Annotated in this window: 14 protein-coding genes and 1 pseudogene; 10 read left to right on the top strand and 5 right to left on the bottom strand. The window is 63.8% G+C overall.

Translation table 11 applies throughout. The features are described 5' to 3' along the window. Positions 1-511: pseudogene (locus WA317_RS11820) on the top strand (PPE family protein); the annotation flags it as partial. A gap of 96 nt (positions 512-607) precedes the next feature. Here the strand turns inward: WA317_RS11820 and WA317_RS11815 are convergent. Beyond that, positions 608-1,015 carry a TOBE domain-containing protein gene (locus tag WA317_RS11815; protein WP_425173207.1) on the bottom strand — a complete coding sequence of 136 codons (408 nt, stop codon included), beginning with the start codon at positions 1,013-1,015 and terminating at the stop codon, positions 608-610. Positions 1,016-1,809: 794 nt separating this feature from the next. After that, positions 1,810-2,793, bottom strand: coding sequence for a LysR family transcriptional regulator (locus WA317_RS11810; protein ID WP_425173206.1), 984 nt, complete (start codon positions 2,791-2,793; stop codon positions 1,810-1,812). Between the two features lie 171 nt (positions 2,794-2,964). Here WA317_RS11810 and usfY point away from each other — a divergent pair, with 171 nt between their 5' ends. Together usfY and WA317_RS11800 are read left to right on the top strand one after the other, a co-directional pair. After that, on the top strand, positions 2,965-3,276 hold the full coding sequence (gene usfY, locus WA317_RS11805) for a protein UsfY (RefSeq protein ID WP_425173205.1): 312 nt from the start codon (positions 2,965-2,967) through the stop codon (positions 3,274-3,276). Between the two features lie 302 nt (positions 3,277-3,578). Further along, a complete protein-coding gene (locus tag WA317_RS11800) occupies positions 3,579-3,866 on the top strand; it encodes a PE family protein (RefSeq protein WP_425173204.1) in 288 nt (95 codons plus the stop codon). Between the two features lie 81 nt (positions 3,867-3,947). Here the strand turns inward: WA317_RS11800 and WA317_RS11795 are convergent, their stop codons facing one another. Beyond that, positions 3,948-4,214, bottom strand: coding sequence for a hypothetical protein (locus tag WA317_RS11795; RefSeq protein WP_425173203.1), 267 nt, complete (start codon positions 4,212-4,214; stop codon positions 3,948-3,950). 322 nt (positions 4,215-4,536) lie between these two features. After that, positions 4,537-4,719 carry a hypothetical protein gene (locus WA317_RS11790; protein WP_425173202.1) on the bottom strand — a complete coding sequence of 61 codons (183 nt, stop codon included), beginning with the start codon at positions 4,717-4,719 and terminating at the stop codon, positions 4,537-4,539. A gap of 822 nt (positions 4,720-5,541) precedes the next feature. On the opposite strand from WA317_RS11790, the gene WA317_RS11785 reads away from it, so the two are divergent. The 6 genes from WA317_RS11785 (at position 5,542) to WA317_RS11760 (ending at position 10,444) form a co-directional block, all read left to right on the top strand. Beyond that, positions 5,542-6,045, top strand: a complete 504-nt coding sequence (locus WA317_RS11785; RefSeq protein WP_425173201.1) for a hypothetical protein — start codon at positions 5,542-5,544, stop codon at positions 6,043-6,045. A gap of 18 nt (positions 6,046-6,063) precedes the next feature. Further along, on the top strand, positions 6,064-6,810 hold the full coding sequence (locus WA317_RS11780) for a gluconate 2-dehydrogenase subunit 3 family protein (protein ID WP_425173200.1): 747 nt from the start codon (positions 6,064-6,066) through the stop codon (positions 6,808-6,810). Beyond that, complete coding sequence (locus WA317_RS11775) at positions 6,810-8,507, top strand: GMC family oxidoreductase (RefSeq protein WP_425173199.1); 1,698 nt, start codon at positions 6,810-6,812, stop codon at positions 8,505-8,507. Before WA317_RS11780 ends, WA317_RS11775 begins: the two co-directional genes overlap by 1 nt. A gap of 42 nt (positions 8,508-8,549) precedes the next feature. After that, positions 8,550-9,557: an SDR family oxidoreductase gene (locus WA317_RS11770; RefSeq protein WP_425173198.1), complete on the top strand. Its 1,008-nt coding sequence runs from the start codon at positions 8,550-8,552 to the stop codon at positions 9,555-9,557. 8 nt (positions 9,558-9,565) lie between these two features. Then, the gene (locus WA317_RS11765) at positions 9,566-10,084 is read left to right on the top strand and encodes a hypothetical protein (RefSeq protein ID WP_425173197.1); all 519 of its coding nucleotides are present in this window, start codon (positions 9,566-9,568) and stop codon (positions 10,082-10,084) included. Positions 10,085-10,174: 90 nt separating this feature from the next. Further along, positions 10,175-10,444 carry a phosphatidylserine decarboxylase gene (locus tag WA317_RS11760; protein ID WP_425173196.1) on the top strand — a complete coding sequence of 90 codons (270 nt, stop codon included), beginning with the start codon at positions 10,175-10,177 and terminating at the stop codon, positions 10,442-10,444. Positions 10,445-10,484: 40 nt separating this feature from the next. Here the strand turns inward: WA317_RS11760 and WA317_RS11755 are convergent, their stop codons facing one another. Continuing rightward, positions 10,485-11,597, bottom strand: a complete 1,113-nt coding sequence (locus tag WA317_RS11755) for an enolase C-terminal domain-like protein (RefSeq protein ID WP_425173195.1) — start codon at positions 11,595-11,597, stop codon at positions 10,485-10,487. A gap of 80 nt (positions 11,598-11,677) precedes the next feature. Here WA317_RS11755 and WA317_RS11750 point away from each other — a divergent pair. Next, a partial coding sequence (locus WA317_RS11750; RefSeq protein ID WP_425173194.1) for a glycoside hydrolase family 15 protein occupies positions 11,678-12,750 on the top strand: 1,073 nt, incomplete at its 3' end.

Genomic DNA, 12,750 nt, shown 5'->3' with positions numbered 1-12,750 from the left:
CCCGACCTCGACCTCGGCTCCAGCGCCGCTGCCCGGCACGACGGCCGCGGCCACCCCCACGCCCCCCGCTCCCGCCACCCCGCCGCCGATCGCGGACGCGCAAGGTTTCGCTTATTTGATCAGTAGTGGCTACGTCGAGTCGACTGTTTCCGGCCAAGCTAAGTCGAGGGCGAACGCGTTGGCCTCCGATAGCGCCGCGGCGGCGGCAGTCACAGCAGTGGCGCCTGCCGAGCGACCCCGGCCGCGGCGAAGTCGGCGATCAATCATCGACCGCGGTCACCGCTACGAGTACCTCGAGCCGGAAATCCGTTCGGGCGCTGATCGGGCCACGCCGTCGGCCGATGACTATGCGCCGTCCGAGCAGAGCGCGGGCGTGTTGGGCTTCGCCGGCACAATTGGCAAGGACAGCGGTGCCCAGGCGGCAGGGCTGACCACGCTGGCCCCCGACGAATTCGGCAGCGGTCCGACGATGCCGATGGTGCCGGGCACCTGGAATGGTCGACAGACCTGAACACACTCGCGACATCGCTTCCGATGGCAGCGCTGTTCGGGTAAACGCGCGAGAGCCAACTTGTCTTAGTCGCTGCCCAGTTCGCTTGCCGACGCGCTACGTAGCCAGGCCAGGTGTTTCTACGATGACGGTGGTGGCCTTGACGACTGCGACAGCAACACTGCCGGGTTCGAGTTTCAGCTCGCGTGCAGATTCGGTGCTCATCAGGGAAACGACGGTGAAGGGGCCACATTGCATTTCAACGTGGGCCATCACCTTATCGGTGACCACTCTGGTGACCAAGCCGACGAAGCGGTTGCGTGCTGAACTGGCGATACCGAGCGGATTGGCTGGAAGTTGGGGGCTGTTCGTGCGCCAGAACTCAGCCAGAACATGCCCAGCAATCACTTTCCGGCCAGTTTCGTCGTAGCCGACCGCCAATTTACCGGAGTCAATCCATCGCCGGACGGTGTCGTCGCTGACTCCCAGCAGGGCGGCCGCTTCCCGGATGCGCATCGTGTGCACGGAGGCATCCTAGCTGCAGGCATCCGCTGCGCACGTTCAGTTGGAGCAGCATGGCCCATTACATGCGTTGGCTGATGTGGCGATGCCATCGGTTGCCGAGTCGGATCGGTGGCAACGATCGGAGTCGAGCGATTGACGCTGCAAATTGCCCATGAGGGCAGTCCTCAGTTCGGCTAACGCTCGCCAGACCACTGTCGCGTTCAACCCGCCACGACTATAAGGGGCCATCACCGAGCAGCAATGGCCAGTTCATCCGGCTTCTGATCCGCTGCTCGTCGAGTTATGGTGCAGCACTTGCTTTATGGGGGCCGGCTTGGGGGCGGACGTGCACCGGGTCTTCCTGCTCGGTCCAGTCGCCGCAAGTTCCGATTCGTTGAGATTTCTTCAAACATCCGTGGTTTGGCGCGACCGGCGACCGGGTAGTCAGAAGCCGCGCAAGACCGCGACGCATGCAACATGTTGTCGGGGCCGCTTCGGTTGAAATACGCAGTTGAGCGCTTCCAGTTCTCTATACGGCCACCTCGGATCTCTGTCCGAGTGCCGGGGCTGACACAGCGCATTTCATTCTGGAGCTAATGGGACCGGACAGCGAGCCTCCGCTCGATAGCACAGCGTGTGCCACGCACACCATCACGCCCATAACGGCCAAGCCCATAGGCACGAAGCCGGTAAATTCGCCATTGTCCTGCATCGCCATCCCGGCACGCGGCCGGTTGGTGTGTGTGCAATCCATCGGATCGAAACGCGCGGTGCCATCGGCTCTCTACCTGTTCACTCCTCCATTGATAGGTCGGCTACCCTCGCCGCATACACGCCAAACCATCAGGCGGACCGCCCCTTTGATCAGCACGAAGCTGGGGATATCGCAGCGTGAGGTCGTGCAGGTAGTACGTCGAGGTGCGTCGGGCTACGTCGATGAAGCAGTCAAGGCTCGGTGATTGGTTGCCGGCTCGCCAGGCCAGCGCCAGTGGGCGATGCGGGAGTGGTTCGTACAACGGCCGAAATTGCACCCCGTGACGGTTGAGGTTGATGAACGAAGTGGGCAGCAGCGCGATCCCGGCGCCCGAAGCGACGAGGGCCAGGATGGTTTGAATCCGGGCGATTTCGTCGGCGATTGGCGGCTGGATGTTGTGCTGGCGAAACAGCTCGACAACGTCGGTGTAGGTGGCCTGAGCGGCTGATCGTGCCCACAGGATGATCGGCTCGTCGGCGAGCAGCGCCGGGGCGATCCGGTGGTGCTCCAGGAGGGGATGGTCGTCGCAGATCACGGCGGCCAGCGGGTCCTCGATCAGGGTTTCCACACTCAGTGTCGGTTCGTCGACCGGGCCGCGCAGGAATCCGATGTCGAGCCGGTGCTCGATGAGCTGCCTGATTTGGTCGGTGGTGCTCAGTTCCTCGAGTTCGAGCTTGACGTCGGGACTTTCGCGTCGGTGCACGCGCATGACGTAGGACAACACCCCGTCGACGGCACCCTCCAGGGCGCCGATGCGCAGGTATCCGAGCCGGCCGGTTGCCGCACGGCGTGCGGCCGCGAACGCGCGCCGGCCATGCACGAGGCAAAGCTGAGCTTCCGTGAACACGGCCTGGCCGGCGTCGGTCAGCTCGATCGGTCGTCGCGTTCTATCGATCAGCTCGACTCCCAGCTGGCGTTCCAGGTTGCGGATTTGCTGGCTTAGCGGGGGTTGGGCCATGTGCAGTCGCTCGGCGGCGCGACCGAAGTGCCGCTCTTCGGCGACGGCGACGAAGTAGCGGAGCAACCGCATCTCCGGGTCCAGCATATCCACAGCATATGTTAGAAGACGGTATATGTCTTGGACAATAAAGGTGCAGTGGATTTATCGTGGCCGTAGACGCTGTTCGAAGCGCGGGGAGGCCGCCAGCACAGCCAGGTGTGAGGCCCTATAAAGGGCCTAGGCAACGAGCAGCGGAATGATGGGAAAGGAGCAGCCATGGGTGACACCTTTCATGACCCCATCGACCATTTGAGAACGACGCGGTTACATGCGGGCGAGTCGATGATCGACGTTGCGACCTGGCCCGGCTATCTATTGGTTGCGGTTGGCGTGATCGCGTTCGTGGGGTGCCTTGACGCGTTCGGCACCGGGCACGACAGGCCCGGGATGAGCACCGCCGCGATCGCAATCGTCGCGGTCACGTTCGGACTGGTGTGGCTCACGGCCGAGCACCGGCGGGTCCGCCGGATCGAAAACCGCTGGCATGATGCACATCCCGGTGTGCGGCGGCAGCACCCGGCGTGCTAGACCACACCGGGCTGGCCTCGTCGATCCCCGACGAAGGAACCAGACTTGCTCCGTCACCGATCCACCGTGATGTGTAGATCGAAGCTGCCCAAGGCTTGATTAGCGACAGGGAGGACTTTTCCTTTTACGAATACATGGAGCTTACGGTAAAGCGCCGTATATGCGGTTCAGCACGCTAGTTGTTCGGGTGTCTGCGGTTGTAGAAGTCGTTGACTTTTATTGGGGCCTAGGGGCGCCAACTGTCCAGGTCGATGACGTGACTGGGCCTTTGGTGGCGCGGTGATTCGGGAGGGCTATTTGGTATGGGGCTGCGAGTTGTTCCTGAGGGTCTGACGGCTGCTAGCGCTGCGGTGCAGGCGTTGACGGCTCGGTTGGCATCCGCGCAGGGGGATGCCGCTCCGTTGGTTACGGCGGTGGTGCCGCCAGCGGCTTATCCGGTGTCGCTGCAGACTGCGGCGGGGCAAACCCAGTGGAATCAGGCCATGAGCGAGTTGGTGCGCGCCTACCACGCCATGGCCGGCACCCACCAAACCAACACCACAGCCATGCGTGCCCGAGATCAGGCCGAAGCTGGCAAATGGGGCGGCTAGAGGCTAGATAGGCCCGTTACACATACAAACTATAAACGGCAGCACGCACCACCAGCAGAGGAATGACTTATGGGACGCGCCTCACGTGACCCGCTCGACCATCAACGGACCAGCCGCCCACGTGTGGGGCAAACGTTGAAAAACCCGGCTAAAGCCTCCGGGGTGCTGCTCGTCGCGGTCGGTGTGGCGGCGCTCGCCATCTGCCTGGTCAGCTTCGCTCACCGACAGGTTGGAGCAGCAATTGCCGCAGTCGTCATCTCGCTGCTGGCGTTCGGCGCAGGACTGGCTTTGCTGTCTAGGGAAGCAAGACGGCTCCGCGAACTTGAAAGACAGCAAAACATCGATCACCGCGGCTCCCTAGGATGACAAACCCGCTGCGCTGCCCGCATTGAGATTCGGGCGGCAGCGCGGCGATTCGGAGAATGCGCAGTGGACCGAGGCGGTCATGGCGTGGGCGAGCGAGTTGGCGATTGCCCTGCGCTGCATCGCTGTTGATTTAGATTCGTCTCGATGGCGTTAGTCAGGGCTCCCTACCGCAAAGGCGTCAATGCCGGTGATGCCAACACCGAAGCATTGCGCGCCTTGAACGCCGCCTACCCGAGGTCGTCTTTGCACCCTTGAGCGAAGACCTCACAATAAGGACCCGAACACTCGTGGCTTGAAAGAGGAGCTAGGGACAGTCCCACCAATTCAGCAGCATCTGAGCTTTTGTACCTGAGGCGGTGGTGATGCGCCGATATGGGATGGGACGGTAAAACCAGGGAGTCGTCCGCTCAATGATGACCCCGTAGCCGTTGGCCAGCATGCTTATCCATAGCTGGCGGGTGAGCTGGTTGTCGGCAAGCCACGCCATGATCGCACGCCATTGCGTGGTGACTGGCTTATCGTTGACGCCCAATATCCGAAGAAGCTGCGGAAGCGTTCGCGGTGCAGATACCTCGGGGCGGCCCACCGGATTGGCTAACCGGAAGGCTTCTGCGCGATCGTTGGGGGCGGCTGCACGATGCGCTTCTGCGGCGATGTCATGTGCGATTGCTGATTATTGTATCCGCTCGAGCAGAGCTTGGTGAGGTGTGCCAGCGTTCTCGACCGCTTCGAAAAACGTTGCGGTGCAGCAGGCGAGAACTTCACGCTCGGTCCAGTCGCCGCAAGTTCCGATTCGTTGAGATTTCTTCAAACATCCGTGGTTTAGCGCGACCGGCGACCGGGTAGTTGGAAGCCGCGCAAGGCCGCGACGCATGCACATGTTGTCGGGCCGCTTCGGTTGAAATACGCAGCTGAGCGCTTCCAGTTCTCTAATACGGCCACCTCGGACCTTTGTCTGAGCGCCGTGGGCTGGCACAGCGTATTTCATTCAGGAGCGAGGCGGGCCGATGGTGATGGCGTCGGACTATCTTTGTGAGCAACTGCTCGCGTGCGGCCGCTTCGGCAATACATGCGGATCACCCGGCGAGCGATTGCCCCTGACCGTCCGGTGGTCAGTTAAGCGCGCATCGCCGGGAAGGCACCACCGCAATTCGCATTCTCACGAGCTAACGAAATGGCTGGCGCGTTCGTCATGGCGTGCAGGGCCGGGTGACGCGGCTGTGCCAACAAACAGTTCGCCAGATTTCGTTTCGAAGCCATTGACCGAAGCCGGACACGTAGGCAGGAAAGCGACGAGAAAGGAACTGAAATGTTATTGCTAGGCAACGGCGGACGGCGAAAAGGCGGCATCGCCGGCAGCCATGGTGAGTGGATCGGCGAGGCTGAACACCTGGTCGACCGGGCCCTCTACGACGTCTCTCATGGCCGTTTCGAACGGTCGCTATCGGCGCTGACGGCATTTGCGGCCGCTGTCACCACTGCGGAGATTTACCTCGAGCACTACAAGGCCAGCTTCGGCAACAAATGGATGTGGAGCCCCATTGTGGTGACCCCCCCGGTGGTCGTCGCGGGAATCGGCGGCGCGTTCTCGCGACGGTGGGCCAAGGTGTGGCTGCCGATCACCGCCGCCGTCTACACCGCCAACGGGCTTCTAGGGGAATATCTGCACGCCCGCGGGGTCGCACGTAGGCCGGGCGGCTGGAAGCAGGCGTCCTACAACGTCCCGATGGGGCCGCCGATTGTGGCGCCCGGATTGATGACGATCGTCGGGGCGATGGGGCTGCTGGCCGCGGTCTTGCGCCGCGAACGCTGATCGGCAGCGGTAACCACGATGGCCGACACGTCACGCCCTGACCATCTGCCGAACTTGCGTCCGGGAGGCCAACCGCCGCACCCGTCCTGGCTTCCGAAACAGCGCCGCGGCATCACCCCACAAATGATCGGACGCTACCCCGACTACGACGTGCTCGAGACGGTCGACTCATGGGACGAGGCCACCAAGAAGGTGGTGCTGGCGCGGCTGGAGTCACCCGGTCCGCTGAAGTTCTTCACCGCGGACGAGGAACCGTGCCTGCGCGCGTTCTGTGACACGGTGCTGGTGCAGGACAGGCAGCCGCGGGTACCGGTCGCCGAATTCATTGACGACAAGCTCGCCGCCGGGCGCCTGGACGGCTACCAATACGTTGACATGCCCGACGACCGGGACACCTGGCGGCTGGTGCTGCGCGCCCTCGACGAGACTGCGCGCTATCACTACGACGAGGCGTCGTTTGCCGCCGCTGAGCAGGTTACGCGCGAAGCGATCCTCGACCAGTTCTCCAAGGGCTGCTTGCAAGGCGGAATATGGGGGCGGCTCAACGTCAGCCGCGCGTGGTCGGTGTGCATGCGGATGGTGCTGTCGGGCTTCTACTCCCATCCGTGGGCGTGGAACGAAATCGGGTTCGGCGGTCCCGCTTACCCGCGCGGTTTCATGCGCCTCGGCGGTGCCACCGGCTCGGCCGCGGTGCGCGAACCGTTCGAAACCCGCGGCGCCACCGCCGAAGATCCGGTCGAGATGGTCGAGGACGGTGAGCTGTGATGGGCGATTTGTGGCGTGGTCTGCTCAAAGGGGCGATTGGCCCGCGCGACAACGATTCTCGTTATTTGCTCGATGTGCACTCGCGCGACCTTCCAGGTGAGAAAACGATGCGCCGCTATCGAGACGACGACGAGGTCGACCTTGTTGTCGTCGGGGCTGGTGCCGGCGGTTCGGTGCTGGCGCAACGCCTGGCGCGCGAAGGCTGGCGGATAGTGATTCTCGAGGCCGGTCCGTTCTGGCACCCCGACGAGGACTGGGTCTCCGACGAGGCCGGCTCTCACGCCCTGTACTGGACGCAGAAACGCATCATCGGCGGCGCAGACCCGATTGAGTTGGGCAAGAACAACTCCGGGCGCGGAGTGGGCGGCTCGATGGTCCACTACGCCGGCTATTGTCCCCGGTTCCATCCCAGTGACTTACAGACCTACACGCTCGACGGGGTGGGAGCGGACTGGCCGATTCGCTATGAAGACATCCGCCGTCACTACGAGCGCATCGAGGCCGAACTACCGGTGGCCGGTCAGAACTGGCCCTGGGGCTACCCGCACCGTTATCCCTTCTCGCCGCATCCGATTTCGGGCGCGGCCGCGAAGATCTGGCGTGGCGCGCATCAGCTCGGCATCGAGATGCGGGTCGGGCCGGTCGGCATCGTCAACGGTACCTTCGGTAACCGCCCGCACTGCATCTACCGCGGATACTGCCTGCAGGGCTGCAAGGTGAACGCGAAGGCCAGCCCGTATGTCACCCATCTGCCCGATGCGCTGGCCCACGGTGTGGAGATCCGGGCGAACTGCATGGCCGCGCGCGTCGAACTCGACGACACCGCCACCGCGCGAGGAGTGATTTACTACGACGAGGCTGGCGGCACCGAACGCTTGCAACGGGCCAGGACCGCTGCGGTTGCTGGCTATTCCATCGAAACGCCGCGCCTGCTACTGAATTCGGTGAGCAACCGCTTCCCGAACGGGCTGGGTAACAACGACGACCAGGTCGGACGCTATGTGATGGTGCAAGGCGCCACGCAGTCTGCGGGCCGGTGGTCTGACGAGCTCCGGATGTACAAAGCGCCGCCACCAGAGGTGTCATCCGAACAATTTTATGAAACCGACGCCTCGCGCGGATTTGCCCGTGGCTTTTCTGTCCAGACCGTTTCGCCGCTGCCCATCGGCTGGGCCGAACACGTGCTCGCCGACGGGCATTGGGGCCGCGCCTTGCGGGAGTACATGCGTGACTACAACCACTGGGCGACCGTCGGTGTGCTCAACGAACTGTTGGCGCAGCCGGACAATCGGGTCACTCTGGCCGACGAGATCGACCCCTACGGCATCCCGGTCGCACGATTCGACTACAGCCTCTGCGACAACGACATGGCCAACATGGCGTACTCCAAAAAGGTAATCGGAGAGATCCTGCACGCAGCCGACGCCCAGGACGTACTGACCATCCAGCGCTTCGCCCACCTGATCGGCGGCGCCCGAATGGGCACCAGCCCAGAGGAATCGGTGGTCGACTCCAATCAGCGCGTGTGGGGCGTGCCGAATCTCTTCCTCGCAGACGGCTCGGTATGTCCGACCCAAGGATCGGCTAATCCGGCGCTGACAATCATGGCGTTGGCCTCGCGGCTCGCCGAACAGATGGTTTCCGGAAAGGCCAGCAACGACGTAGCCGTTGATCGCGTTTCCGGCGCCCGGCGGTGAGCTGCTAGGCGCACGACCCTTAACCGAACGAAAGGAATGGTTGTGACACAAACCGTTGTGATTACGGGAGCCAGCGCCGGCATAGGCCGCGCCACCGCACAAAAATTCGGGCAGCGCGGCGCCAACGTCGTTCTGCTTGCCCGCGGCGCCGCCGGGCTGGACGGTGCCGCGCGCGACGTCGAATCCGGCGGCGGCAAGGCGCTGGCGATTCCGACCGACGTCGCCGACTATTCGGCCGTCACCAACGCTGCCGATCAGGTCGAAGCCCACTTCGGACCCATCGACGTCTGGGTCAACGTCGCTTTCACCTCAGTGTTCGCACCGTTCAGCGAAATCACCGCCGAAGAGTTCAAACGGGTGACCGAGGTGTCTTACCTCGGGTTCGTGCATGGCACCATGGTGGCGCTCGCCAGAATGCGTCCGCGCAACAGCGGCACCATCGTGCAGGTCGGCTCCGCGCTGGGGCAGCGTTCGATTCCGCTGCAATCGGCATACTGCGGCGCCAAACACGCCGTCAACGGGTTCACCGAATCGGTGCGCTGCGAACTGTTGCACGAAGGTTCCAGGGTGCGGATCACCGTGGTGCAGATGCCCGCGGTCAACACTCCGCAGTTTTCCTGGGTGCTGTCCCGACTGCCGCGGCACCCGGAGCCGGTGGCGCCGATCTATCAACCCGAAGTCGCTGCGCGCGGCGTCGTCTATGCCGCCGACCATCCGGAACGCAAGCAGTATTGGGTCGGCGACAGCACCGCGGTCACGCTGTTGGCACAGAAATTCATTGCTCCGCTGCTCGATCGCTACCTCGGCCGCACCGGATATGAGTCGCAGCAGACCAGTGACCGGGTCGACGGCGAGCAGCCGAGCAACTTGTGGGAGCCGGTCGACCAGGGACCCGGCAGCGATTACGGCGCGCACGGAATCTTCGACCAGAAGTCGCACGTTCACAGCCCGCAGTTGTGGTTGTCCCAGCACCCGCGGGTGGCAGCCGCGGCCACCGCGGGACTAGGCGTGCTATTGGCCACGGGTGCCTCCCGCCGACGGTCGTCGTGATCGCTCGCGTGCGCGCCGGGTACGGGGTGGCATTGCTGGTCGCCCCGGATCCGTTGCTGCGGCTAGTGACCGGCCGGCGTCCGACCACGGAGCGGCGAGCGGTTATCCGTGTGCTGGCGGCGCGGGAATTGACGCAAGCACTCCTGATGGCATCCCAACCCGACCCTGCCTGTGTGTTGCTCAGCACTGAGGTGGACCTGGTACACAGCGTCTCGATGCTCGGTTGGGCGGCGTTCGGCAACTCGCGACGCCTGGCACTGACAAGCGGGGCTGTTGCCGCTTGCTTCGCGGCCGGAGGCGTCGCGAGGGCGCGGCGGCCGTTGGTGGCGAAGCATCCTATTCCCGCCGGTGGTCAACTGGCGAAGCTCATCGAGCTCCGCAATCTCGTAGCGAAGTCCGTCGCCGCCTACACCGTGCCGCGGGTGGCTCGCACTTGGCTGCAGGGCACTGCCGGCGATGATGGGCGTCGCTTTCACAACGGGGAACGCAAATCTTGTACGACACCACATCAAGGATCACTCAGTTGAACTCCGACTTATCCGCGGCTCTGAGACTGGCCTACCGATATCGGTCAATACCAGGACTACCAGCGGTTACGAGTTCCCCAAACTCGGGGAGTGGTCACAATCGACACTGCACAATCCGACAACGGCGACATCGGCATCGTCGCGGTGGTCACGGTGAGCATGGCGCACGTGTCGTCGGTGACGCTCACCGCGGTCGCGGACAAGCAGATGGCCAAGGGCGAGGAGTTCGGTTACTTCCAGTTCGGCGGCTCCGACATCATCGTCGTCTTCCAAGAAGGCGTTGATCCTCAGATAGACAAGTCCGAGGAATTTCGGTTGGTCGGTACACCCATCGCACATTGCACTGCCCTGGGTGCGTAACAGCGGTTCCGCAACGCGAATGGCAGGTCTTGGCGAACCGCTACGCCACCCGGAACTGGTCGAGATCGGGTTGCTTGACGGTCAACCCGTGGCCGGGGGACGTGCGGTCCGGGCGCAGCAGGCCGCCGGGTTCGGGGTCGATAGTGCCGTCGAACGCCATGCCTTCGATGCGCACGTGGTCGTGAAAGTATTCCAGATGCCGCAGATGCCACACGGCAGTTCCGACTTGGCCGCTGATCTGCGGGGCGCAGTGCAGCGACAGGTCCATGCCACGCGCGTCGCAGAGCGCGGCGACTTTGAGCACCCCGGTGATTCCCAGGGCGCGGGTGACGTCGGCCTGCAGGCAGTCGACCGCCTCGGCGGCGAGCATGTCGCGGAAATACGGTAGGTGGTAACCGTATTCACCGGCGGCAATGTCCATGCCCGCCGGCCCCTGCCGGCACAGCTGGCGCAGCCCGTCGAGATCGTCGGACGTCACGGGCTCTTCGAACCATCGAACGTCATACTCGGCGAAGCGATTCGCCCACAGCAGCGCTTGTTTGCGGTGATAAGCTCCGTTGGCGTCGACGAACAGTTGTGCCGCGTCACCGATCGCCGAGCGTGCCGCCTGGATCCTGGCGACGTCGGCGTCCGGATCGCGTCCCACTTTCATCTTGACGCGGGGGATGCCGGCCTCCACCCAGCCGCAGAGTTGCTTTTGCAGCGCGTCGTTGTCGTATGAGGTGAAGCCGCCGCTGCCGTAAATCGGTGTGACGTCGTGGACAGCGCCGAGTGCCACCACCAGTGGTTCGTCGAGCAGCCGCGCGCGGAGATCCCACAGCGCGATGTCGACAGCGGAGATCGCCTCGGACACCACGCCCGGTTTGCCCAAATTACGGACCGCATGCTGCATTTGAGCCCAGCGGGCAGGCGGTTGCAGCGCGTCGCCGCCCTTGATGACGTCCGCCAGCTTGGACTGCACCACTGTCACAACCGGAGTGCCAGCATAGGTATAGCCGGTTCCGACCTGGCCGCCGGCACGGACGGTCACCAGGACGAAAGTGGTGGAATCCCAGGCGAAGGTGCCGTCCGATTCCGGCGCGTCGGTGGGGATGCTGTAGGCAGAAGCTTCGACCGATTCGATCGGAATGGGTGCGGCGGCATGCGAAGTCATAACTGGTGTCTACCCGTAATGCAAACCGGGTATGCCCAGCATTGACCACAATCGACGGCGGCGCGAACCGAAGGGGCACCATGGAGCAGCAAGGAGTACTGGCTGAAGAACTTGCGCCGCATGTACTTCGAGAATATGCGTTGCTTGCCGACGGAGAACGCGGAATTGTCGTCGGGCCGCGTGGTGACTGCTGCTGGATGTGCTTGCCGCGGTGGGACAGTCCTGCAGTGTTCAGCACACTGTTGGGCGGCGCAGGGGTATACGTCGTGGCCCCGGATCATCCGCGGTTCGTCTGGGGCGGGCGCTACGAGGACCGGTCCTTGATCTGGCGGTCGCGGTGGGTGAGTACCGACGGGATCGTCGAATCCCGCGAGGCGCTGGCATTCCCGGGGGACCCGCATACGGCGGTAGTGCTTCGCCGCATCAGCGCACTCGACCGGCCGACGCGCATGCGGATCGCGCTCGACGTGCGAGCAGATTTCGGCACCGAGCGAATGTGCGACCTGTCGCTTGACGACGGGGTATGGACCGGACGGTCGGGCCAGCTCCGGTTTCGGTGGTTCGGCGCCGGTGATGCGCAGCAATGCGACGACGGCTCGCTGCAGGTGATCGTCGAGGTTACCCCGGGGCGTGACCACGACTTAATCTTGGAGCTCTCCGACCGGGAGCTGACTCAGGACGCGGTGCGACCCAACGACGCCTGGCGCGAGACTGAAGCGGCCTGGGTGCAAGCAGTTCCGGCGTTTTCCGGTACGTTGGCCGACCTCGATAGTCAGACCGCATACGCGGTGCTTCGCGGCTTGACGAGCCGCGGCGGCGGAATGGTCGCTGCGGCGACGATGTCGCTGCCGGAACGGGCTCAGCAAGGCCGTAACTTCGACTATCGGTATTGCTGGATTCGCGACCAGTGCTACGCGGGCCAGGCAGTCGCCGCCGCTGGCCGCTACCCGCTGCTCGACGACGCGGTCCGTTTCGTCAGTGAGCGGGTCCTTGCCGATGGACCGAACCTCAAGCCGGCTTATTGCGTTACCGGCGACGTCGTGCCCGGCGAAGCGGACCTGGATCTGTCCGGTTATCCCGGCGCGGCAGTGAAGACGGGCAATTGGGTGACCGACCAATTCCAGCTCGACGCCTTCGGTGAAGCGCTGCTACT

Source organism: Mycobacterium sp., assembly GCF_049802695.1.
GTDB lineage: Bacteria > Actinomycetota > Actinomycetes > Mycobacteriales > Mycobacteriaceae > Mycobacterium.
Note: the sequence above shows the minus strand (reverse complement) of the source record. Positions and strands in the feature narration are given on the sequence as shown.